23 protein-coding genes are annotated in these 21,797 nt (G+C 45.6%); all 23 read left to right on the plus strand.

All coding sequences use genetic code 11. The annotated features are described in order from the left end of the window. The first annotated feature begins 57 nt into the window (after nt 1-57). The 23 genes from EI981_RS13535 (at nt 58) to EI981_RS13640 (ending at nt 21,748) form a co-directional block, all read left to right on the plus strand. A complete protein-coding gene (locus tag EI981_RS13535) occupies nt 58-333 on the plus strand; it encodes an acyl carrier protein (protein ID WP_126998952.1) in 276 nt (91 codons plus the stop codon). Further along, nucleotides 320-1,711, plus strand: a complete 1,392-nt coding sequence (locus tag EI981_RS13540; RefSeq protein WP_126998954.1) for a hypothetical protein — start codon at nt 320-322, stop codon at nt 1,709-1,711. The genes EI981_RS13535 and EI981_RS13540 overlap by 14 nt, the downstream gene beginning before the upstream one ends. A gap of 21 nt (nt 1,712-1,732) precedes the next feature. Continuing rightward, the gene (locus tag EI981_RS13545; RefSeq protein ID WP_227011840.1) at nt 1,733-2,848 is read left to right on the plus strand and encodes a hypothetical protein; all 1,116 of its coding nucleotides are present in this window, start codon (nt 1,733-1,735) and stop codon (nt 2,846-2,848) included. Beyond that, nucleotides 2,812-3,987 (plus strand): radical SAM protein, encoded by a 1,176-nt coding sequence (locus EI981_RS13550; protein ID WP_126998956.1) that lies wholly within the window; start codon nt 2,812-2,814, stop codon nt 3,985-3,987. The genes EI981_RS13545 and EI981_RS13550 overlap by 37 nt, the downstream gene beginning before the upstream one ends. Before the next feature lie 67 nt (nt 3,988-4,054). Beyond that, nucleotides 4,055-5,038, plus strand: coding sequence for an ABC transporter ATP-binding protein (locus tag EI981_RS13555; protein ID WP_127004662.1), 984 nt, complete (start codon nt 4,055-4,057; stop codon nt 5,036-5,038). Continuing rightward, complete coding sequence (locus tag EI981_RS13560; RefSeq protein ID WP_126998958.1) at nt 5,035-5,844, plus strand: ABC transporter permease; 810 nt, start codon at nt 5,035-5,037, stop codon at nt 5,842-5,844. The genes EI981_RS13555 and EI981_RS13560 overlap by 4 nt, the downstream gene beginning before the upstream one ends. A gap of 24 nt (nt 5,845-5,868) precedes the next feature. Further along, nucleotides 5,869-6,660 (plus strand): ABC transporter permease, encoded by a 792-nt coding sequence (locus EI981_RS13565; RefSeq protein WP_227011841.1) that lies wholly within the window; start codon nt 5,869-5,871, stop codon nt 6,658-6,660. 37 nt (nt 6,661-6,697) lie between these two features. After that, on the plus strand, nt 6,698-7,750 hold the full coding sequence (locus EI981_RS13570) for a hypothetical protein (protein WP_126998962.1): 1,053 nt from the start codon (nt 6,698-6,700) through the stop codon (nt 7,748-7,750). A 307-nt stretch (nt 7,751-8,057) separates the two neighbouring features. After that, a complete protein-coding gene (locus tag EI981_RS13575; protein WP_162616164.1) occupies nt 8,058-8,621 on the plus strand; it encodes a uridine kinase family protein in 564 nt (187 codons plus the stop codon). A 14-nt stretch (nt 8,622-8,635) separates the two neighbouring features. Beyond that, nucleotides 8,636-8,863, plus strand: a complete 228-nt coding sequence (locus EI981_RS29025; protein WP_162616165.1) for a hypothetical protein — start codon at nt 8,636-8,638, stop codon at nt 8,861-8,863. A 36-nt stretch (nt 8,864-8,899) separates the two neighbouring features. Then, nucleotides 8,900-9,751, plus strand: a complete 852-nt coding sequence (locus EI981_RS13580; protein ID WP_126998966.1) for a CPBP family intramembrane glutamic endopeptidase — start codon at nt 8,900-8,902, stop codon at nt 9,749-9,751. 18 nt (nt 9,752-9,769) lie between these two features. Then, nucleotides 9,770-10,378, plus strand: coding sequence for a TetR/AcrR family transcriptional regulator (locus tag EI981_RS13585; RefSeq protein WP_126998968.1), 609 nt, complete (start codon nt 9,770-9,772; stop codon nt 10,376-10,378). A gap of 234 nt (nt 10,379-10,612) precedes the next feature. After that, on the plus strand, nt 10,613-11,014 hold the full coding sequence (locus tag EI981_RS13590) for an Rrf2 family transcriptional regulator (RefSeq protein WP_126998970.1): 402 nt from the start codon (nt 10,613-10,615) through the stop codon (nt 11,012-11,014). A 110-nt stretch (nt 11,015-11,124) separates the two neighbouring features. Next, nucleotides 11,125-11,595: a DinB family protein gene (locus tag EI981_RS13595; protein WP_126998972.1), complete on the plus strand. Its 471-nt coding sequence runs from the start codon at nt 11,125-11,127 to the stop codon at nt 11,593-11,595. 69 nt (nt 11,596-11,664) lie between these two features. Then, a complete protein-coding gene (locus EI981_RS13600; RefSeq protein ID WP_126998974.1) occupies nt 11,665-12,576 on the plus strand; it encodes an NAD(P)/FAD-dependent oxidoreductase in 912 nt (303 codons plus the stop codon). Nucleotides 12,577-12,746: 170 nt separating this feature from the next. Continuing rightward, nucleotides 12,747-13,901 carry a type III polyketide synthase gene (locus tag EI981_RS13605; protein WP_126998976.1) on the plus strand — a complete coding sequence of 385 codons (1,155 nt, stop codon included), beginning with the start codon at nt 12,747-12,749 and terminating at the stop codon, nt 13,899-13,901. Continuing rightward, nucleotides 13,891-14,622, plus strand: a complete 732-nt coding sequence (locus EI981_RS13610) for a methyltransferase domain-containing protein (protein WP_126998978.1) — start codon at nt 13,891-13,893, stop codon at nt 14,620-14,622. Before EI981_RS13605 ends, EI981_RS13610 begins: the two co-directional genes overlap by 11 nt. 5 nt (nt 14,623-14,627) lie before the next feature. Beyond that, the gene (locus EI981_RS13615; protein WP_126998980.1) at nt 14,628-15,797 is read left to right on the plus strand and encodes an NAD(P)/FAD-dependent oxidoreductase; all 1,170 of its coding nucleotides are present in this window, start codon (nt 14,628-14,630) and stop codon (nt 15,795-15,797) included. Between the two features lie 409 nt (nt 15,798-16,206). Further along, nucleotides 16,207-17,031, plus strand: coding sequence for a collagen-like protein (locus EI981_RS13620; protein ID WP_227011842.1), 825 nt, complete (start codon nt 16,207-16,209; stop codon nt 17,029-17,031). 808 nt (nt 17,032-17,839) lie between these two features. Beyond that, a complete protein-coding gene (locus tag EI981_RS30055) occupies nt 17,840-18,436 on the plus strand; it encodes a sugar O-acetyltransferase (protein WP_162616166.1) in 597 nt (198 codons plus the stop codon). Nucleotides 18,437-18,526: 90 nt separating this feature from the next. Further along, complete coding sequence (locus EI981_RS13630) at nt 18,527-19,144, plus strand: NUDIX hydrolase (RefSeq protein ID WP_126998984.1); 618 nt, start codon at nt 18,527-18,529, stop codon at nt 19,142-19,144. Nucleotides 19,145-19,291: 147 nt separating this feature from the next. Then, nucleotides 19,292-20,242 (plus strand): LacI family DNA-binding transcriptional regulator, encoded by a 951-nt coding sequence (locus EI981_RS13635; RefSeq protein ID WP_126998986.1) that lies wholly within the window; start codon nt 19,292-19,294, stop codon nt 20,240-20,242. A gap of 129 nt (nt 20,243-20,371) precedes the next feature. Beyond that, nucleotides 20,372-21,748, plus strand: coding sequence for a hypothetical protein (locus tag EI981_RS13640; protein WP_126998988.1), 1,377 nt, complete (start codon nt 20,372-20,374; stop codon nt 21,746-21,748). Nucleotides 21,749-21,797 lie beyond the last annotated feature (49 nt).

Raw genomic sequence — 21,797 nt, forward strand, 5'->3', positions numbered from 1 at the left:
TGAAAGTAAATACTCGGTTGTATCTTGACACATTATCCCAATAAAAGGAGTGTAGAGATGTACGATAAAATCGTAGACATTTTATGTGCTATTAAAGAAGACCAACCGGAACTCCGCCATTCTCTTTCCCTTAATACGGATTTAAACAATGATGTAGGCCTCGATTCTTTGCAAATGATCCAGTTTATGCTCAAAGTCGAAGATCAGTTGAACGTGGTCATTGACTATGACCAATTCGATTATGAGCATCTCCACTCGATTGATGCTTTTATCTCTTTTTTGAAGAGCTGCCAGCCGCAAGAGCAGCCGTTGTACGAAGATGTCAACCAGTAAAGCCAGTGTAACTCCTAAAACTGTTATGGGGACCTTCGATCCGGAAACCCGTTGGAGAGATCCAAATCTGGCCCGGCTGCCCGCTATGCCCGACAAAGACCGAGAGTCGATTGTCCTCTGCATGGACGAGCTGCTCTTTCCGTTCTGCGGGCCGGACGGTATGCTTTACAGCCGATGTAAAATCGATCCAGTACTGCATGAGTACCTGATCGATTTGGGGTTTTCCTTTCGGACCCGTTATCACTATGATTTGAACGATCAGAATGAGCCGTTACCCGAACCAGATGTTTTCAAGCGTTGTATGTTCAGACTTGCGATTGATCAAGCCCTGCCTCTTCAACCGCAGGGGGCAGGATCTGGGTGTCTGTCTCCGTACGCCATTACGGCGGATACGGAAGCATATCTGCAAGCTGCCGGAACGTTTACTTCTTTGCCAGACCTTGAGACGGTTATACGCGTTAACTCAAAGTTATACCACAATCGGCTCCTTTCCAGAATCGGTGCGAAGTGCTGGGGCACTGAGGTGAACAGTGCAGCGGAGATGGAGGCGACCGGAAGTACACTTCTGAAGCGTGTGCCTTATTTACTGAAGGACCCCTTCGGTGTTTCGGGTAAAGGAAATCTGCTTATCGACAATGAGACTATGCAGCGAAGGATAGCGTCGCACTTGTATAAACAGGAGAGTAGCGGATTACACTCTCAATTCTTGCTAGAGCCCCTGCTCCAGAAAGAGACGGATTTCAGTTCGCACTGGTTCATCCGGGAAAGCGGCGAGAAGGAACTCGTTTCTATTCAGCGGATGATTAACCACCAGCAAAATTACTGCGGGTCTATCCAAGCAGATGAAGCTTTTATCCATTTGTTGGAGAATGCAGGCTATTTTGATGTGATGGAGAATGCGCTCCGAGTTCTGGAGAAGGACGGCTACTACGGCTTCGTATGTTTTGACTCTATGATCCTTAAGGACGGTGAAGTCGTACCTATTGTGGAAATTAACGCCCGCAAATCTATGGGTCTGCTTAACGCTTATCTTGATAAACACTGGGGTTCATACGGGTGTAAAAGCTGGCTTACGTTCTTGTCTCTTGGTCTTCCAGAAGGCTTCACATTCGAGAGGTTGCTGCACATTCTACGTGAATCTGATCTTCTGTTGACAGTCCCAGGTAGATACGGGATCGTTCCTCTTTCGTCCAATACTGTAATGGTGAATGAGATTCTAACCCGTCGCCGTATCGCTGATGGTATACAGATCAAGCAGGTCATGCCGAAGGGAAGACTGTATGTATCAGTGGTAGGCCGTGACGACGAACACCGTAGCGAACTTCTCGAAAGCCTGCGTCAGGTGCTCGCCGACTTATCCATGAAAGTGTACAACTAAATCTGGAACTCGGAGGCTGCTATGAATTCATCCCCGGTTACCTTGCTGGCGTCGGGAAATTCGCTCGGCGCATATATTCCAGCTATCCATCTGTACACTTACCTGCAAGGCAGAAATGTCTGTACAGACATTCATGTTCTGGAAAACTTGTATCACAAAGAAGTTCGGCTCAAAATCCGTTCGACCAAAGAAGCGTTTCATGCAGATTTCTCCGTTGCTCGAATGGGGCATAAGCTGGCCAAGCCCGTTGACTCTTCGCTGGATGAGGAAGCGGTCCTGAGACTGCTGCATGGCTGGAAACAGGCCGGTGTCTTTCGATTTGTCGTGTTTACCGGCTTTTGGATACCTATATTGGAGCGCTACAAACAAGAAGCTGATGACTCCCTGGATATCCAACTGATCCGGTTGGATGCTTGGGACACACCATCGTTTAAGGTACACAAGCAGTTATACCCCGGATACGACAATGTCTGGTTATATGAGTCTTCGAAGCTGTCTCCGAGCAGTTATATCGCTTCGGATGATGTGGAGCCTCTACCCTACGCGCAGCGTGCCGGACGCATTCTGATTCATGGCGGCGGCTGGGGCATTGGGACTTATGCAAGTACTATATCAGAACTTCGTAGACTTGGTTACGGCCTTGATGTGATCGTCTATGATCCATCTGAGGTGGATGAGGACGATGGTATAACGCGCTACTTTGGTACGAAGCCTTCATGGGATCCGTGGAGCCGGGATGCGCTAGGGCGACATACGTTTCCGCCCATGGTCCGATATGTCCGTATAGGCGGCGTTCTCAGAGAGTTCCCGTTCGAGGATTACTCTGCATATACAGACCTGATGCGTAATTGCGCAGCGATCATCAGCAAACCAGGTGGAGCGACTCTCAACGACTCGCTGTCACACGGAATCCCTTTTGTCATGCTGGAGCCGTTCGGTGACCATGAGCTTCATAATTCTGCCTATTGGGAATCCTGCGGTTTTGGCATCCAGTTTGCAGAATGGAAAGCCCAGGATTTTTCGAAGCATCATCTGGAGCGGATTTACCGACGTTTGCTGGAGCAGCGATCAAAAATCAACCATTTTGGGGAGGAATACTTATGCAGCCGAAAACAACAGTTGCGTTTGACCAAGTGACATTCAGCAATATGAAAAGAACTCTGATTCCATTGGCGGAAACAGGAAGGAAACGCCGGGAAGATCCGACTTACGCGGCTCCCGTGCCTTACGAGATCGGAATCAAGCTCAATAACGGCTGCAATTTGCGCTGCAAGCACTGTTTTGAATGGAATCCAGACGGCTTTCATCATGACTTTACCAGAGAAGTGAAAAACGATGAAATCGAGATTCCCGTCGTGGAGAAGCTGCTAGAAGAGACAAGAGAACGCAAGTCGCGCGTATTTCTATGGGGCGGGGAGCCGCTGTTCTACTCCAAGTTCGATGAACTAGCGGAGCTGCTAGCTAGAGAAGACCGCTATACGACCATTTGTACAAACGCGATTCTCATTGAACAGAAGCTAGACTCCATTCTGAAGATGTCGGAAAATCTGGTCATGCTGGTCAGCCTGGAAGGTTTCGAGAAGGAGAATGACGCGATTCGGGGCAAAGGCACGTTCAAGAAAGTAATCCATGCGATACAACTGTTGCTGGATTTGCAGAAGGAGGGCGTGTACAAAGGCAAAGTTTCCGTAGCTCTGACAGTGAATGACCAGATGGTCAGTCAACTCTATAACTTTATGGAATTTTTCGAAGAGATGGGAGTTGACTCCGTATACTTTTGCTTCCCTTGGTATATTCCTTCCGATACGGCAGAGAAAATGGACAACTACTTCGATGCTCATTTCCCGCACCTTGCCTCCCGCTTAGAGAACGGCCATAAAAATAGCTGGCACTCCTTTACGTTCCATATTTCACCGGACAATTTCGACACGCTGGTTGAAGAACTTAGGCGAGTTAATTCCCGCGCATGGAATGTACGCATCCGCTATCAGCCGGCGCTAGAGCCTGAAGAGGTGGAAGGATTTATTCGGGGCAGCGAGAAGACAGCCATGAACCGGACGAAGTGCTTCGCGATCTCGAATCGGATGGACGTGATGCCTGATGGCAAAGTGAATCCTTGTAAATTCTTCCCCGAATTTAGTGTTGGCAATTTGTACGAAGAGAGCGTGGCGGATATATTTCACGGCGAAGATCTCCGGAAACAGCGAGAGACTTTGGCCTGCGGTCTGATGCCGATTTGTTCGAAGTGCGTATTGCTATATAATAATGGAGTTTAAGCGTTTAAACTTTAACCGTCCTAGCAACACAAGCGATCATTCAGGAGGAGCGGAGATGGACTTTAAGATGGACTATATCCGTGTGAGGGAGCTCCACAAATCATTCGTGTATTATCGAAAAGAAGCAGGGCTTAGGAACTCACTAAAAAATTTATTTGCTCGAAAGTCTCTGGTGAAGGAAGCGGTTAAATCCGTTTCCTTCGACATTGGTCCCGGCGAGTGTGTTGGATTTCTCGGACCAAACGGAGCAGGGAAGACCACGACGCTCAAAATGTTATCTGGCATTTTGTATCCGACAAGCGGGGAGGCTAATGTCCTTGGCTATGTGCCATGGGAGCGCAAAAATGAGTTCAAACGGCTTTTCTCCATTGTGATGGGCCAGAAAAACCAGCTTTGGTGGGATCTTCCCGCTATTGAGTCCATTTATTTGAACAAATGTATTTATGATGTAGCAGATGATATTTACCGACGGAGTCTTGACGAACTATCGGAAATGCTTGATGTTCAGGAACTTCTGAACGTACAAGTACGCCGGCTTTCCCTGGGAGAACGGATGAAAATGGAATTGATCGCGGCACTAATCCACCGGCCTCGGTTGCTTTATCTTGACGAGCCGACGATCGGCCTTGATTTTCCCTCCCAAAAGAAGGTCAGGGAGTTTCTGAAATACTATAATGAGCAATTCGGCGCAACGATCTTGCTGACGAGCCATTACATGAAAGATGTAGAGGATCTGTGCAAACGGACGATCATCATTAACGAAGGAAGTCTTCTCTATGACGGGGATCTTCACAAAATCAACGATCTTTTTGGCGAGCGGAAAATAATAAGGCTGCGGTTCTCCGAACCCGTTGCCACGCTGCAGTTGGCCAAATTCGGGAAAGTCGTCATGGAAGACGAATACAACGCCGTTCTAGAGCTGCCTAAGTACCTATTGAAGGAAGTATCGCGCGCAGTGCTCGATTCGTTTCCAACTGTTGACTGGACGATTGAAGATGTGCCGATTGAGGAGAGCATTTCAATGCTCTACCACAAGGAATCTGTCGGATGAACAGGCGTAAATTATACACGGCTATATTTTCGATGGGCGTCCAGCATTCCATGGAATACCGATTTCATTTCTTCCTCAGTCTTATCGGGGCTGCATTTCCAATTCTTGTCCAGTATTTTATCTGGACTGCGGTGTATCGCAATTCCGGTCAGTCGGCGCTGTTCTCGTATTCATACGGACAAATTATTCTGTATACCATCTTGGCGGGATTGGTGTCCAAGCTGATCTCTACCCAGTTTGAACAACAGATTGCAGATGATATCAAAAATGGTGGTCTTAATAAGTATTTAATTAAACCGGTCAGCTACTTCGGGTATCGGCTGGCGTCCTTTTTCGGTCAGAAAGTGATCTATTACGGGATTACAGCTTTGCTGCTCGTCGGAATAATCTGGATCGCATCTACCAGGGGGGTGCTTGAAGTCCAGGCGATACGTCTGGTTGTATTTACCTTCACACTCTGGGGAGCGCTTCTGCTTAACTTTCTTATCGTCTATTGCATCTGTGCCAGTGCTTTTTATCTACATGAAATCTCCTATTTTTTCGTCATTACAGGTCTGCTTGTCAATATTTTGAGCGGAGGTATGTTTCCGTTAGAGATATTTGGGGAGTCGGTTGTGAAGGTGCTTGAGTATACGCCGTTTCCATATACGATCTATTTCCCAGTCAATGTCCTTAGTGGCAAGACGGAAGCGGTGGGGATGTATCAGGGTCTACTCATTCAATGTGGATGGATTTTGCTGTTCTTCGGACTCTCCCGTCTGACGTGGCGGGTTTCCATGAAGAAATATTCGGCGGTCGGGGGGTAGCGGACATTCCATATGTTTAAAACCATGAGAAAATACGCGCGCCTGTACGGCATGTTTATCAAAAATTGCCTCATCGCCCAGATGGAGTTTCGTGGCAATTTTATGATGAGCCTGATTGTCGAATCCGTCTATTTGATCGCCAAGTTGTTGTATGTGCTGGTCGTGTTTCGCACGGATCTTCACGTAGAGGGTATACCGCCAGAAGGACTGCTCCTATTTATAGGCATGCATACTGTGGTGACCGGAATCTATGTAGGTCTATTTTTTACAAATTTCATGAAAATTCCGGAGTATATCAAAGACGGATCGCTTGATTTAATGCTGACAAAGCCGGTTTCCCTTCAATTTATGGCTTCCTTGCGTTACGTCGATCTGGCGTTACCGATCCCCGATATTCTGGTCGGGTTGGTCATGATCGGAATCGGCTGGCATGCGATGGCTATTCCGCTTATGTTCCCGCAACTCGCAGGGTTTGCGCTACTGCTACTAGTCTCGATTGTCATCACATACTGCTTGATGATCATCCCGGCGCTGCTTTCCTTCTGGTTCGTCCAGACGGGTTCTGTGTCAGAGATTGCACATTCTGTCTGGGACGCCAACAATTTTCCTATGTATATTTATCCGGCATGGGTCCGTCGGATCGGCACCTTCATCATTCCTCTGTTTCTTATTACAAATTTTGGACCGATGTTCCTGCTCGGACAGCTCAGTTGGCTTCACGTAGGACTGTCACTGGCTGGTTCGCTTCTGCTCTTCGCAGCCGTACGGCTCTTCTGGAAGCGGGCTGTGAGGGAATACAGCAGCGCAAGCAGTTAGAAGCTTCCTAACCACTCGCTCGAAGGGGGAGAATCAGATGAACGCAGTTCAGCTTCCGGTTTTGAATCCGCCACTTAAAGGATTTTTGCGGTGGGCCTACACGCTTTCGATTACTAGCGCCCACGAAGAGACCATACCGTGGTATTACAGTAATTTTATCCAATTATTCTGTAACAAAAAATTCCTGGAACACGGCAGACAGTACTATATCGATTTTTTTCGGGGCAAGCCCAACGAATTGAACTTTAACAATCCATTTCTTCTCACATGCTCCGTCAATTATACGATTCTGGAGAGTTTGGCATTAGAGTCCTGGCCGAAATTCTTCGCAGATCAAATCCGCAACGGCTATTATTGTGTCGTTTTTTTGGATGAAGCGAAGCTCTCTCCAGCGGCATCTTATCAGAAAGAACCGTTTCCGCATCATCTGTTTTTATATGGTTTTGATTGGGAAGCAAGTGTCTTCGATGCTTCGATGTTCGACAATACGGGAGTATATCGCAATTTGCAGATCCCGTTCCAGGAGTTGGTGGATGCTATCAAGTCTATGAGACAGCTCCTGAAAAACAACCTTACGTCTGATCATCATACGTATTTTTACAAATACGAACCCCATTCTCCTTATCCTTTCGATAAAATGGCTGCGATCGATCAGTTGCGTGATTACCTTAACGGAGAGACTCATCTAAACCGGATCAATTATAATCCCGATGAGGAAGAGGCTTTCGGAATCAAGGTATACGACTATTTGCAAATGTACTACGATGCTGTAGAGAACAACGACACCAGGTTAGTTGACCGTAATGATGTGAGGCATCTTCACGTCCTCTGGGAGCATAAAAGAATGATGAGTGAGCGTATTGAATTTCTGGTGGATGAGGGGATAATCCCTTACGATGGAGAGCTAGTGGAAGGCTACAAGGAGATGAGCAATAGAATGTTAAAACTGAGGGATCAGTACATTCGTCATGAGATCCGCGCAGATAAGGAAATGTATAAACGGCTGAGGCTTCGGATTAATGAACTCCGGGAGGAAGAGCCTGTATTATTGCAAAAGCTGATTACACTGCTCGAAGGTAGGCATCTATGATCTGAATACCACTAAAATCGCTTTGCTCTTCAACCGAGGGGCAAGGCGATTTTTTCGCTAAAGCCTGCTGTATGAGGCACAAATTAAACACGAAGTTTACAGAATAGATATTATGTTAACTTAAAGGAGTAATTGGTAACTCTTTAGACTTTTCTATAAACAGAGCCATCTTTCTTTCAGTTAACAGGTGGTCATACCCTGAGGAAACTAATGAAAGATAAAGGTATCTGAAGGATTTACCTGCGGTTGGTGGAATATTATTACTATGCTAAGGAAGGCTTTATATACAGAAGAGGAGCTGGTAAAATTGACACCTATTATTCTAGGAATTGCGGGCGGCTCGGGCAGTGGTAAATCAACTTACTGCGAAATTTTAGTAAAAGAACTTAAAGATTATCAAGTAGCTGTTATCTCAACAGATGATTTCTATAAAAATGATTTGCCAAAGATGATATCGCCTGTATCCAATGTGGAATACGACGATTTTAACCATCCAGATGCATTGGACTATAACAAGTTAATGGAATACATAAACAACTTACTGAGTACTAAAAATCATCCTGAAGTAGTAATCTTAGAAGGCATTTTCACACTTTACTTTGAAGAGATAAGAGAAATGTTAGATTTAAAGATCTTTGTTGATCTTGATTCAGATGAACGTATGTATCGAAGGATAAGCAGAAATGTGAAAACTTGGGGCATGGATTTTGAGGAAGTTGCAACATATTACCTAGATGCTGCAAAACATAGAGAAATAGAATTTGTACTGCGTACTAAAAATTTTGCTGATTTAGTCATTAATGGCAACCAACTAGAGGGCATATCGAAAAATATTATCTGTAGTTGGATAAGTAGTATGATAAGGAAATGAGCCATCTTTAACTTATGGAAAAACGGATAGTGCAATATGGAACAGCAAAGGCAGCGATCACTTTGATCAGCTGCCTTTGCTCAACTCTAACGGGTATCGATCACAGCCCTGATATCCGATCGCCGGCGCCGCTTGATGCCGTGTTTCATCAGGAGAATTATGACAAAGTTGGACAAGTGTCAAAATCTTTATTCAATATTGACAGACATATATTAGATATGTATATTGTAATTACCGACTAGGCGGTCAGTAATTACAATAAGAAATGGGTGTATGTCATGGAAAGAAGTTATGGTCTTCAACCTCCGATAAGGTTCAGTATCAAATCTTTAGCAGGATTCATCGTCATTTTTTTGATTTGGCAAGGTGGCACTTTATTATGGTTAAATCTACTTAATGCTTTGATTCCCGCTACTCGCTCAGGATTACCTAGTCTAATCACGCTTTATTTGTCCTTTGTTTTCCTGATTCTCGGAGTCTTCATTATCACCAGATATTTCTTCAAGATTCCTTTTAGAATATTTTTGTTTGAAGGTAAAAGGCCCGATTTCCGGAAGTTTGTAATTTATTTTCTATGGTATTTATTTGCACTTATCCTGTATTTGCTTGTCGATATAGGCGTGCATTCTCAAGCTTTTACGCTTCATTTTGATCCGCTTCCTTGGTTAGGTGTACTCATTGTTACCGCTCCTTTGATTTTGGTTCAGAGCTCTGCTGAAGAGATTTTGTTCAGAGGCTACATGTTCCGTATGTTCAGATCATTAAGAGGCGGTGTATTCTGGTCCATCTTCGTCACTTCCCTAACCTTTGCCCTGATCCATGGTTTTAACCCCGAAATGCTAAGCTACGGGATTTTTGGACCGTTGTATTACCTGCTGGGGGCATTCTTTCTGGGATTCGTTGCTTACCACACCAATGGTCTGGCTGCTCCCATCGGGATCCATTTTGCTACGAACATTTTTAATACATCCATTTGGGGGTATGGGTCTTCGACATTGGAAAACATGGGGCTGCAAAGCATTGTATACCGCCACACGCTAGATATGCCGTTTGCATTCTTTGGGATTTTTGCTATCGTTATCTCATATGGTGCTTTTCAATTTTTCAAGTATAAAAGGAACCGTTCATAAGGTTCCGGGAGGAGCTTTATGACTAGAAGACGATTGCCGGCAGAAGAAGCAAAAACGATTATTTTAAACCATGCCAAGTTGTTATTTATCGAAAAAGGTTATGATCGAGCTACAATGGACGACTTATGTGCATCGACACAGATGAGTAAAGGCAATTTGTATCATCATTTTAAAAATAAAGAGGTGCTCTTTCTCCAATTGCTTGCCCAGCATGCCGAACAAATGTCGCAAAAGTGGCTTCGTTCGATGGAGCATTCCACGTCTCCCAGCGAGCAGTTGCTTGAAATGGCTGATTTATTCGGAAGAGATTGTGAAAGTCCATTAATCCAAGCACTCGAAGAGTATGCCAGAACACTTTCTAGCGAATCCGAATCATTGGCTACATTGAGAGAGATCACAGAAGTAGCCTATTGTGCAATAAGACAAGTGCTGCAAACAGGGCTTGACCAAGGCGTTTTTATTAATGAAGATATCGAAACGTTGAGTTTTGGTGTAATGTCTACATTGACTGGAGCAACGCAGCTCTGTCTAACGATGCCAAATCTAAGCGGGGACGAATATGCAGCACTGCATGTCAAGGCAATCAAGCTGCTATTAAAGGGAATCTCGATTGATGATTCCAACTAAAAAAAGAGAACGCACTTACTACGTGAGAGGTAGGGAAGTGACATATGTTACTCGGACCCATGGAAGCTTCATAGTAGGTATCTGTAAACATGAGCATCAACGTGTTGAAGAGTTACGACCCTTAGATTAGAATTGCGCACTTCTTCAAGAAATACGCAGCTTTTCTTATCCTTGACGTTATGAAACGTAATAGTTAATATAGATATATTAAGTCTGTGTTTGAGGTGATTATGAATGAAGTTTTCCAAGGCTACCGATTATGCTCTTCATACGATGCTCTTTCTAACTGCGGCGACTGCCCAAAAACCAATAGGTGTACAGCAATTGGCTGAACGACAAAAGGTGTCGCCAACCTATTTGTCCAAAATACTGACCAAGTTGGTGAAGGCGGACATGATCGAATCGATAACGGGGGTGAATGGCGGTTATCGACTCAAACGAAATTGGGAAAATATTTCGTTCCTAGATATTATCCATGCGATTGAAGGCTCGGCCTCCTTGTTCGATTGCAGTTTTAATCATGGACCAGGATGCCCGATTCAAATGGTGGTGTTATCAGCAGAAGAGAAGATGGAAGAACAATTGAGAAATCAGAAAATGTCTGATCTTGTGAAGGAACATAATATCGTCATCTGATACTTCTTTTTTTAAGTTGATTAAGGATAACAACAATCTTTAAAATCCATAATACTGATTTATTACGGATGAAAGATTTTAAACCTTATTACTAAAAGGAGAGCGATAAGATGGATGTATTCGAAAGCCAGTACGATTTGATTCAACGCACAAGGGAATCACTATTTCGTTATTGCGAAATTTTGTCCCCCGCAGATTATGTTAAAGAAGTTGAATCATTAGGCGGAAATTCTATTCGCAGTCTGCATGCACATGTAGCCGATTGTTATCAGGTATGGTTGGGGATTCGTGCCCTTGGTAAATCACTTCCCAAAATAAAACCAGAATCCGTTGACAATGTACAGGAAATGCGTGAAGTTTTTAAGAAAACGGATGCCCTGGTTCATGAATTTCTGAATGAATTTAAAGACAAATGGGATCCTACCATTCAAGCACCCTGGCAGAGTGACAGTGTAGAGTTAACCGAATTATGGCTTTTCACGCACACCATCACCCACGAATTTCATCATAGAGGGCAAATTGTAAAAATAGGCAGGCAACTCGGGTATATTCCACCTAAAATGAACCTCGTTAAACCTTAGTGATTTCATGGAGATAATGTGGTAGCCATAAATATCGAATAACATACTAACGAGGAGAGTTAAACATTTATGAACAAAGTGGATGTAGCGATTATCGGAGGAGGTCCCGCCGGCTTGAGCGCCGGACTTATGTTGGGACGCGCCAGGAAGCAGACGATTGTCATTGATGAGGGACGCCCTCGTAATGCCGTGACCCGGGAGGCGCACGGGTTTTTGACGCGGGACGGTATCAGCCCTAGTGAATTCCGACGTATTGCGAAGGAGCAGCTGCGCGTCTATCCGTCGGTTTCCCAGGCGGAAGATACCGTTGTATCAATCTCGGGGGAGGACGGATACTTCTTGCTGGAGACGGCCACAGGGAAGAAGATCGCCAGCAAGAAGCTGCTGTTTGCCGGAGGCATGAAGGATCGCAAGCTGGGGATTCCGGGATTGGCCGAGGTCTACGGAAAGAGTGCGTTTGTTTGCCCGTATTGCGATGGTTGGGAATTAAGGGATGAGCTGCTGGTTGTCATTAGCAGAGGAGCGGCACTCATGCATTTCGCTCCATTGTTGTCGGGGTGGACGAAGCGGTTTGTCGTTTGCACGAATGGCCCCGATGAATTGAGCGAGGCTGAACGCGATGAATTGCGGGATCATCATATTCCGCTATTTGATACGCCGATTCGCGCCATTTTATCTAACGAGGGCATGGTGAACCATGTTGTTCTTGAGAATGGGACAGAAATTCCGTGCACGGGAATCTTCTTCAAGTCGGAACTGGTTCCGGGAACGGATTTGCCGCAGTCCCTTGGCTGCCGCATATCGGATACGGGGGTGATTGCCGTCGACGAATTTGGAAAATCCAGTATCCCTGGCGTTTACGCAGCGGGTGACGCGTCTTCACTAATGCATCAATCCATTGCAGCAGCCGCATCAGGGGCTGTAGCTGCGGCAGCAATAAATGGAGAATTAAATCAGGAAGCTTGGCAGAAAACACAATGAATGATCCAACCGAGGAAACCCAAATATCTACTTTAGGTAAAACCCAGTCCGAATCGGGCTGGGTTTTGTCATGTCCAAAAGATGGGTAAGCTGATGAGAACGGCTTTGGAATGAACTTAAAGTACTGTAGATTTGAAGCCGTTAACGTATATTAAGGAGGAAATGATGCTATGGCAGCTGTAAGACCAATGATTGCTATCACAGGAATCGGTACCGCGTTGCCGCCTTATCACATGGACCAGGCTGATACGGCACGCCGGATCGTAGACGCGCTGAGCAGTAGCCCGGATTCAGCCCGTTGGGCCAGAAGAATATTCAAGCAATGCGGTGTCGAGAGCCGGTATACCTGCGAGCCGGATCTGCTGCAAGAAGCATCGATATGCCGTTACCTGCCGCAAGAAGATCGATCGAAAGTGCCGTCGACGGCAGAACGAATGGCGGTCTATAAGCGGGAATCCGTCCCCCTCGCTTTATCTGCGGCGAGAGCGGCCTTAGCGGATGCGAAGATGGATGCCGAGCAGATCACGCATCTGATCACGGTTAGCTGCACCGGGCAATTCCTGCCGGGCATCGATGCGGCTTTGATTCGAGAGCTGGGACTTGTGCCTTCGGTCATGCGAATCCCGCTCACCTTCATCGGATGCGCTGCCGGGATGAAGGCGATATGTTTGTCGAAGCAGCTGGTGTCCGGAGATCCGAAGGCAAACGTATTGATTGTGTGCGTGGAATTGTGCACTCTCCATATCCAGCCTTCCGGGGATCGGGAAGCTTTGTTCGGCGCTTCTTTCTTCGGCGATGGAGCTTCGGCTTGTGTAATTGGCGTGGCGTCTTCGCAGCATCAGCATGTTTATCAGCTTGGAGATGAACGTTCGGTACTGCTCCCTGGGGGCGCCGATGAAATGATTTGGGAAATCGGCAATGATGGGTTTGACCTATATCTGTCCCCGAATATTCCGAGATTAATTAGAGATCATGTTCCAGCTGAAGTAGCGCATCTCGGTGGTGATGAGCATACCGAATTATGGGCGATTCATCCGGGAGGCAAAGGAATTGTCGAAGCGCTGCAATCGAGATATGGTCTGAAGGATGAACAGGTTGCGCCAAGTCTCGATGTCCTGCGAGACATTGGAAATGTGTCCTCCGCCACCATTTTGTTCGTAATGAAGAAGATGAGGGAACAGCTGCAGGAGCAAGGTACGGAGCGGGCATCCGGACTCGCGTTAGCCTTCGGCCCAGGTTTGACGGCTGAAATGATCAAAATTACTTATGTTGCTTCCAGTGTGCCATCTAAGCGCCGCTCAGAGAATGCACATTATGTTTCCTAAGCTGTATCGGCGGGCATCGGGAGCTGAGCTCATGGACGATTTCACAAGTGGCGGTGAGGAGCTTCGTGAGGCACTACGGGTGCTTCGCCGCTTAAATCGCCTGTTCGCGGCAAGTGCACCAACGCTTTACGGAATTAAGCAATTATGGCGAGAGGCGGGCAAGCCGAAGCAGTTGTCCATTACAGACGTCGGTGCGGGCTCCGGTGATGTGAATCGGCGCGTTCTACAGTGGGCATCGCGGCAAGGCGTTACCTTGATGATCACGCTGGTCGATATGACGGAAGAAGCTTGCGCCGAAGCGCGCCAATTGTACCTTGATGAGCCGCGCGTTCAGGTCATACGTGGCAATTTGTTTGCGCTCCCTGAGGCGAGAACGGATATTGTGACAGGCACACAGATTCTGCATCATTTTTCAGAGGAAGAGCTGCCCCATGCCGTTGCAAGCATGCTACGGGGTGCCCGGCTTGGCGTTGTTGTGAATGATATCCATCGACACTGGATCGCTTGGACGGCGGTATGGCTTGCGACCCGGGCTATTTCATCGAACAGGTATATCTTAAATGACGGCCCTTTGTCTGTGGCCAAAGGCTTTCGCTCGCAGGATTGGAAGCGCCTTAAGCAGGCGATGGGGATCAATCAGATCATGTATTCCTGGAGGCCGTTGTTCCGTTATGCAGTCGTGATCGGTAAGCCTGATTCATATTTAAGCGGACGGAGCTGATCGAGTTGGAGCATAATGTGGATGTTGTCGTTCTCGGTGGAGGCATCGCGGGAAGCTGTATCACTAAGGCACTCGCGAACAAGCAGTGGGAGACGGCCTTGATCGACCGGCGGACCTTCCCACGTCATAAAGTTTGCGGGGAATTCCTTTCGCCAGAAGCCAAGAGCACGCTGCACGCTCTAGGATTAACCGAGACAGTCGTGTCGCTTCTCCCGTCGCGGATTGAACGGGCTAAGATCATCTTCGAGCGGGGCGGTGAAGTCGAGCTTCCGATCCCTGGCGCTGCCTGGGGACTTAGCCGATACGTGATGGACGAGGCGTTGCATCGAGCCGCGTTGCAGGCTGGAGCACAGCTGCACCTATCGACCACGGTTACTGGAATTGAACAGCATGGAAAAGGTTATACCGTTCGAACGAAGCAGGGAACGGATACGAACCTGTTCCATGCCAGGACTGTCATTGCTGCCTGGGGAGCGAACTCGCGGATTACGAATGCAGGACGTCGACCGGATACAGCCGCTTCGTCCCAGAAAGCCTACATTGGCGTTAAAACCCATTATAACGGTTTAAAAATGGAGCCGGTGATTGAGATGTATTTCTTCCACGGTGGATATTTAGGATTATGTCCGGTCGAGGATGGCAGCGTGAATGCTGCGGCGCTGCTTAACCGTAGCGAATTTGTGAAGGCGGGCAAATCGGTGTTGTCCATTCTGGAAGCGGCGATTCAGCGCAACCGAAGACTCGCCGAGAGGCTTGCAACAGCTGTGCCCGTCTACGATACTCAAGCTGCCATTGCTCCCGTCTATCTCCAGCATAAGCCAGCGCCATGGGACGGGCTACCTCGGCTAGGCGACGCTGCCGCGATGATCGCTCCTCTGTGCGGTGACGGGATGTCAATGGCGCTGCGCTCGGCTGCATTATGCGCTCCGCTCGCCGACAGTTTTTTGCGGGGAAGCATTTCTTTACTGGAATGGGAACAACGCTATACGCAAACGATCCGGCAGGAATTCGCCAGCCCTTTAAGATGGGGTAGCGTGCTGCAATGGCTCATGAGCAAGCCTACCGTTCAGCAGTTTCTGCCAAGTGCGGCCCGATTTGCGCCTCTGCTGGCAAACGGTTTAGTTCGAGCGACAAGATTGAAGCCGCTAGAACCGCAGGAATTTTATACAAAGTGATGATTGAAATACAATTGAACGATATACGCCGCTACATAGCCTCTTCTAAGTTTGTTGAACTTGGGAGAGGTTTTATGTTGCCAACTTTGTTTATTATATGGGGAAAAATAGGTTGTATGAAGGTAAGATGTAAACAAAACATCCGAACAAGCATTATATGCTGATAGATAGAGAAGTGTTCCTGATAGATTCATAAAAGTAGGGGACATGCTGGGGAGGTTTTGCCTATTTTCCTATAAATATACGAAAGCCTACCACAAAAAAAGATATTCACCTAGCTCAAGTACCTTCAGCATGAATACATTGGACTAATCATAATAGGAGGTGTTGATCATTGAGTTGTCTGAATAAGGAGCACTGCAAAAAGAGAAGGGTAATTCTCTGCCCCTCAAAGAAAAAGAGAAGAAAAGTGAAGGTAATAAAAAAGATCGTTCAAGTTAGCTGCCCTCCGCCGAAAGTCAAAGTTGTAGCGCCAACTGGACCTCAGGGACCTCAGGGACCTCAGGGACCGCAAGGACCTCAAGGACCGCAAGGACCTCAGGGACCGCAAGGCCCACAAGGCCCACAAGGCCAGCAAGGACAACAAGGACAACAAGGACAACAAGGAGAAAAAGGACAACAAGGAGAGAGAGGGCCACAAGGACCACAGGGGCCACAAGGACCACAGGGGCCACAAGGACCACAAGGACCACAAGGACCACAAGGACCGCAGGGGCCACAAGGGCCGCAGGGAGCAACAGGAGCACCGGGAACACCGGGAGCACCTGGCGGTCTAGCATCGTTCATGTTCCTCTGTAGTTCAGAACAGCAGACACTTGCAGGGGCACCAACGCCAGGAGGGAAAGGGCAGGCCGTATCATTTATGACTACGGACTCTGTTATTGTTGGACCAGGACTTTCATTTACATCTCCAACCAATATCAATATCCTACAAACCGGTTTCTACAATATAAGTTGGCAAGTATTTCCGAGGGAAGGCAACACGGCATTTGCTTTATTTTTTGATCCGGATGGCGCAGGGCCAGCAACGGCAGCAATTGTCCCTTGCAGTAATTACGGTTCGGGTTCCGGTAACCAGACTTATCAGGGGCAAGTTGTCGCGCTCCTTACTGCAGGAGGAATTCTCACATTAAACCGTAACGATAACACGGGTACTGTTACGATTCTGAATGCAATAGGCGGCGGCACGCCTGTGACAAGTGCATCTATCGTGATCGAGCAACTGGCAACGTAAGCCATAAATCAATAAATCCCAACTATAAACCAACTCATTTAGAATACGTTGAGATTGGCTTGATGAATTTAGAAAATCTGAGCTGGACGACCACAAAATCAATTACAGGCTTGAAGTTCTTGTGAGTCTGAAGTTGATTGTAGGGTCGTCCTTCATACATATATATCAGTCCTTATTCAAGCGTTTTCGTCAGATCGACTCTCAGAACAGCTTGAATGAGCTAGTTTTATTCTATACTCTCTAGTAATGAAATAAACTAGAGGAATTAAAACCACATTCTAAGCAAATTTCTTGATGCTATGTATGGTATAGCATAACAAGCGTTTTGATGACTCAATGCGATGCTGTAACAAATATTCTATAGGTGAACAATTCAAAAACGAATGAAGGCAGCGGGACGTTTCACTTTTACTTATGTTGGCAAAAACTGAAATATCCTGCAGCGAAACTTCGTTCATGTAATTCTAATGAATAAAAGGCAGCATTTTTTGCAATCGTACGGAAGTTCAGAATTTAAATGTATATCAGGAAAAGCACCAAAAGGACTCTTCAGGCCATATTGGTAGGAAACTCATTTTGACCATGTTGAATTTTTTCATAAAGCGTATGGTCCAGATGCAAGGAGTCTAGATCATGTGAAACCTCGCAATTGGCAATATAGTTATATGAATAGAGAATAAAGTACATTTTTTATCATCCGCTCGATGATATAATCTTATCTTGTAAAACAGAAACACACTATATTAAAGTTAAATAATGAATGATTCTTCTCACGATGAGCGAAATTGGACAATGATCAGGAGGGCTTATGAATATCGAAGAAATAAAGCAGATGATTAATTCTGGGGAAATGTATGATGATGCTGGGAAAGAAGTATCAGCACTTAGAGCACATGCGATATCAAGATGTCGGAAGTACAATCATAAAGTAAATACCAATGATGATTACGATATGTCCATTTTGAGAGAGTTATTTTCTGAAGTTGGGGGAAATGTGTATATCGAATCCAACTTCCGGTGCGAATTTGGTTTCAATATTTCTATCGGAAATGATGTTTATATCAATCATGACATGATCATTCTTGACTGTAACGAAGTAAAGATCGGTAACGATGTCTATATCGGTCCTAGAGCCGGACTATATGCAGCAAACCATGCTGAAGATCCTTATGAACGTGCAGACAAAGGGGTGTATTCCGCACCCATAATACTGGAAGACAATGTATGGCTTGGTGGTGATGTTAAGATTACGCAGGGTGTGACCATCGGTAAAAATAGTATTATCGGAGCAGGAAGTGTTGTCACTAAAGATATTCCCCCTAATTCTATTGCTGCCGGAATTCCGTGTAAAGTGATCAGACCGATCCGATTTTCTGACCATCCATGGAAAAGACCCTCGATTTAACCTAAAATAGTAATTGTTCAAAGGGGAGATCCTTTTCGGCGATTCGCCTGCTTTTAAATTTGCGATACCATTAATATTGAGGTGGTAAAATTGGAAGTTAAGTGGCTTGAATGGGCAAAGCATCTGCAGTCTATAGCACAAGCGGGGTTAACCTACTCAAAAGATCCATTTGATTTAGAAAGATTTCAGCAGATACGAGATATCAGCGTAGAAATTATGTCGAAGTATACAAGTACAGAAATGAAATTAATCAAAGACCTTTTTGCAAATGAAACTGGCTATGCCACACCCAAAGTTGATATTAGAGCCGTAATATTTAAAGATGATCAAATACTCATGGTAAGAGAAAAAATGGACGGGAGGTGGGCTCTACCTGGTGGGTGGGCTGATATTGGTCTATCTCCAAGTGAAGTAGCAGTAAAGGAAGCAAAAGAGGAGTCTGGGTTTGATGTGAGAGCTATAAGACTGTTAGCAGTGCATGACAAAAAACTCCACCCGCATCCTCCTTCAGCTTATCATGTATATAAGCTCTTTATACAGTGTGAAATTGTTGGTGGGCAAGCTGCTATAGGTGCAGAAACAAGTGAAGTTAAATTCTTTTGTGAAAATAATCTACCTGATGAACTATCTATTGAAAGGAATACGGAATCGCAGATAAGAATGGCCTTTAATCTTAGCAGGAAGAAAGGGCGCGTGGAGTGTGACTAATCGATAGTCGGACAACCGCAATCGGCCATATTGATCGTATTGGTTAGTCCCGTAACAGCGGTTTTTGTCGCTTTCAGTATTATAGATTTGCTTGGCACGATCCAAAGGCCAGATGTAAGGTAGAAGTAGAAATAGGAGAAGGTGACGATGGCAAACATTAAAGAAATCGCAAAGCGTGCCGGCGTGTCCGTATCGACGGTTTCAAGGGTGTTGAATCAACATCCTTACGTGTCGGATTTGAAGCGAGCAGCTGTACAACGTGTGATTGATGAACTGGACTATACCCCTAACCGATTAGCTGTCGATTTAATTCGCAAGGAAACAAGAAGTATCGGTGTGATCATGCCGTACAACAACAATCAAGCATTTGATCAATTGCTTCATGGCGTACTTAATCGATCGGTTGAGCTTGATTATACCGTGGTGATTCTGCCCACCAAGTACGATCCGGATAAAGAGCTCAGTTACTTAAATATGCTGAAAAATAAACTACTGGATGGAATCATCATTACCTCTCGTTCGAACACTTGGGATGCAATTCTTCCATATACCAAATATGGGACAATCGTGGCCTGCGAGTTTTCGGATCATCCTGAGATTGGCTGTGCTTACATGGATCGATATGAATCTTATGTAAATACATTTCAATTGTTAAAAGATAAAGGGCATTCCCAAGTCGCTTTTACAACAGCAAGAGGAGAAGAGAGCAATAGTACGAAGCTGACGATAAAAGCGTATCAGAATATCTTTGGCGATCTGCCGTCGGAATACCATATCAGGGACTGCTACAGTATTGATGACGGGGTAAGAGCTGCTCAACAACTGCTTCATTTAGATCCAAGACCAACTGCAGTTTACGCGAACGGCGACGAGGTTGCGTCAGGCATCTATCAGCACGCGAGAAGCCTACAGCTGAGAGTCCCGGAGGATCTGGCGATTATCGGCCAAGAAAACCAGCCTGTTGGAATTGGGTTGAGCTTATCAACGGTTGATCATCAATTAGTGAAAGTGGGAGAACAAGCTTTTGATCTAACAATGAACAGATCTAAGGATAAGATAGAGATTCCGTATCAAATTATTGTACGGCACACTACATAACGAATTCGCCTAGTTCTTCACAATCTATTAAGGTGGCACGGCGGGAGCGGAAATAAAAAAGTTAAGATTGACCTATATTTTTACGTATGGGAAAATAATGGTAACTTAAAAATGAAAGGAAAACAATGCATGAGCAACCCTTTCCAATTCATTCCTATTCGTCAACTTGCAGATAAGTTTCCGGAAGGCTCTTGGTGGGCGAAGTTTTATCAGGATTTTAGTGACGAGCAACTTGCAGCTTATTATGAAGGGGATTTGACGCTGCCTTCTCTCAATCTGGATTGGGAGGAGCCTTTTCCGCAACAAAAAGAGGTAATCATCATTTTTATTGATGGAAATTTTACCGTAGACAATCTCTATAATAAAGAAACTGATGGCGCCATAGGGCTTATGGTGACCGGTAATTTGAGTGCAAAAAATATAGCTGTAGGCGGTCAGGAAATTTATGTTTCGGGCAATCTGATGATTCAGGAAATATTGTGCGGTTCCTATAATCATGGGGAAACGATCGTTAAAGGTGATCTCAGCGCTGCGGTTTTAGTTCAGGATGACGAGTACAACCTCAAAGTAGGCGGGCAAAAATCAATCGCATGCATCGTTAATGTGTGGGAGGGGGACGGCGTATTTCAGGAGCTTCCGGTGGGCATTCATGAAGTGTTGGTCGATGAAGTTTTTCTGGATATGGAAGAGGAGGATTCTAGCTTTTCTTTTGTCACTCTAGTGACCCTTATTGAAGAAGGGAGTTCCCCATTAAAAAAAATAGATGAATCGCTCACGAAAAAGGAAGCAATTCATTTATATTTTACCCGTAACACGATCAATGAGGAAAATATATTGAAATTAACTCAGTCTATATTAATACCGAATGACAAGCCATCTTTTGATTTTCAGGAGGACGGCGTATTTTTCAAAGTTCAGCAGGAGCATATTGATGCTGACGGAGATCAACGGGATCTCAGCGTTTATATGAAAGATAACCAGCATCACTATTATATTTGGGTGGAGAAAGATCATTCCGTTGGTTTGTTGAGGAGAACCGTAGATGAAGGGTCTGAGTGGGAGGACATTACAGAAGAGTCTCAGGAAGAACTATCAGAGATTAGCGATTGCTGGACGATGCTGCTGACCTGCGTTAATATGGCTGAGCTTTATTTGCGCAAGATTGAGGTACAGGATGTGCAAGACATTTTGCAGTATCCTGTAATTCAAGCATTATCTTTGGAAGAGGCGGAGAATGACGGATTCTGGGACGGCTCAAAATGTTACACCTTCCGTCAAGCGCGTACAGACGAAGATGGAGACTACTTACATGCTCGAATTGAGATCCAGACTCCTGATGGAGCGTATTATTTTTATACACTGGACAATGGAACTTATGTTTCCCGGCATTATCAGCCGCCCAATCAATATGGCATGCAGGACTTGTCCTATTTGGACCTTAGGCGCTGGGAAGCATCAGAGCAGTATTTTGCAAGATTCAAACAATTTATTGCTCAGAAGATATAAGTCTTTCCCTCTGGAAGATTCGAGTATGGAGAAAATATTCTAGGTGCAG

Origin of the sequence: Paenibacillus lutimineralis, assembly GCF_003991425.1 — a bacterium.
Classification (GTDB): Bacteria; Bacillota; Bacilli; order Paenibacillales; family Paenibacillaceae; genus Fontibacillus; species Fontibacillus lutimineralis.

Coding starts and splice junctions, on each gene's coding strand:
- EI981_RS13535 (WP_126998952.1), top strand. CDS start 58: ATGTACGATAAAATCGTAGACATTTTATGTGCTATTAAAGAAGACCAA.
- EI981_RS13540 (WP_126998954.1), top strand. CDS start 320: ATGTCAACCAGTAAAGCCAGTGTAACTCCTAAAACTGTTATGGGGACC.
- EI981_RS13545 (WP_227011840.1), top strand. CDS start 1,733: ATGAATTCATCCCCGGTTACCTTGCTGGCGTCGGGAAATTCGCTCGGC.
- EI981_RS13550 (WP_126998956.1), top strand. CDS start 2,812: ATGCAGCCGAAAACAACAGTTGCGTTTGACCAAGTGACATTCAGCAAT.
- EI981_RS13555 (WP_127004662.1), top strand. CDS start 4,055: ATGGACTATATCCGTGTGAGGGAGCTCCACAAATCATTCGTGTATTAT.
- EI981_RS13560 (WP_126998958.1), top strand. CDS start 5,035: ATGAACAGGCGTAAATTATACACGGCTATATTTTCGATGGGCGTCCAG.
- EI981_RS13565 (WP_227011841.1), top strand. CDS start 5,869: ATGAGAAAATACGCGCGCCTGTACGGCATGTTTATCAAAAATTGCCTC.
- EI981_RS13570 (WP_126998962.1), top strand. CDS start 6,698: ATGAACGCAGTTCAGCTTCCGGTTTTGAATCCGCCACTTAAAGGATTT.
- EI981_RS29025 (WP_162616165.1), top strand. CDS start 8,636: ATGGAAAAACGGATAGTGCAATATGGAACAGCAAAGGCAGCGATCACT.
- EI981_RS13580 (WP_126998966.1), top strand. CDS start 8,900: ATGGAAAGAAGTTATGGTCTTCAACCTCCGATAAGGTTCAGTATCAAA.
- EI981_RS13585 (WP_126998968.1), top strand. CDS start 9,770: ATGACTAGAAGACGATTGCCGGCAGAAGAAGCAAAAACGATTATTTTA.
- EI981_RS13590 (WP_126998970.1), top strand. CDS start 10,613: ATGAAGTTTTCCAAGGCTACCGATTATGCTCTTCATACGATGCTCTTT.
- EI981_RS13595 (WP_126998972.1), top strand. CDS start 11,125: ATGGATGTATTCGAAAGCCAGTACGATTTGATTCAACGCACAAGGGAA.
- EI981_RS13600 (WP_126998974.1), top strand. CDS start 11,665: ATGAACAAAGTGGATGTAGCGATTATCGGAGGAGGTCCCGCCGGCTTG.
- EI981_RS13605 (WP_126998976.1), top strand. CDS start 12,747: ATGGCAGCTGTAAGACCAATGATTGCTATCACAGGAATCGGTACCGCG.
- EI981_RS13610 (WP_126998978.1), top strand. CDS start 13,891: ATGTTTCCTAAGCTGTATCGGCGGGCATCGGGAGCTGAGCTCATGGAC.
- EI981_RS30055 (WP_162616166.1), top strand. CDS start 17,840: ATGAATATCGAAGAAATAAAGCAGATGATTAATTCTGGGGAAATGTAT.
- EI981_RS13635 (WP_126998986.1), top strand. CDS start 19,292: ATGGCAAACATTAAAGAAATCGCAAAGCGTGCCGGCGTGTCCGTATCG.
- EI981_RS13640 (WP_126998988.1), top strand. CDS start 20,372: ATGAGCAACCCTTTCCAATTCATTCCTATTCGTCAACTTGCAGATAAG.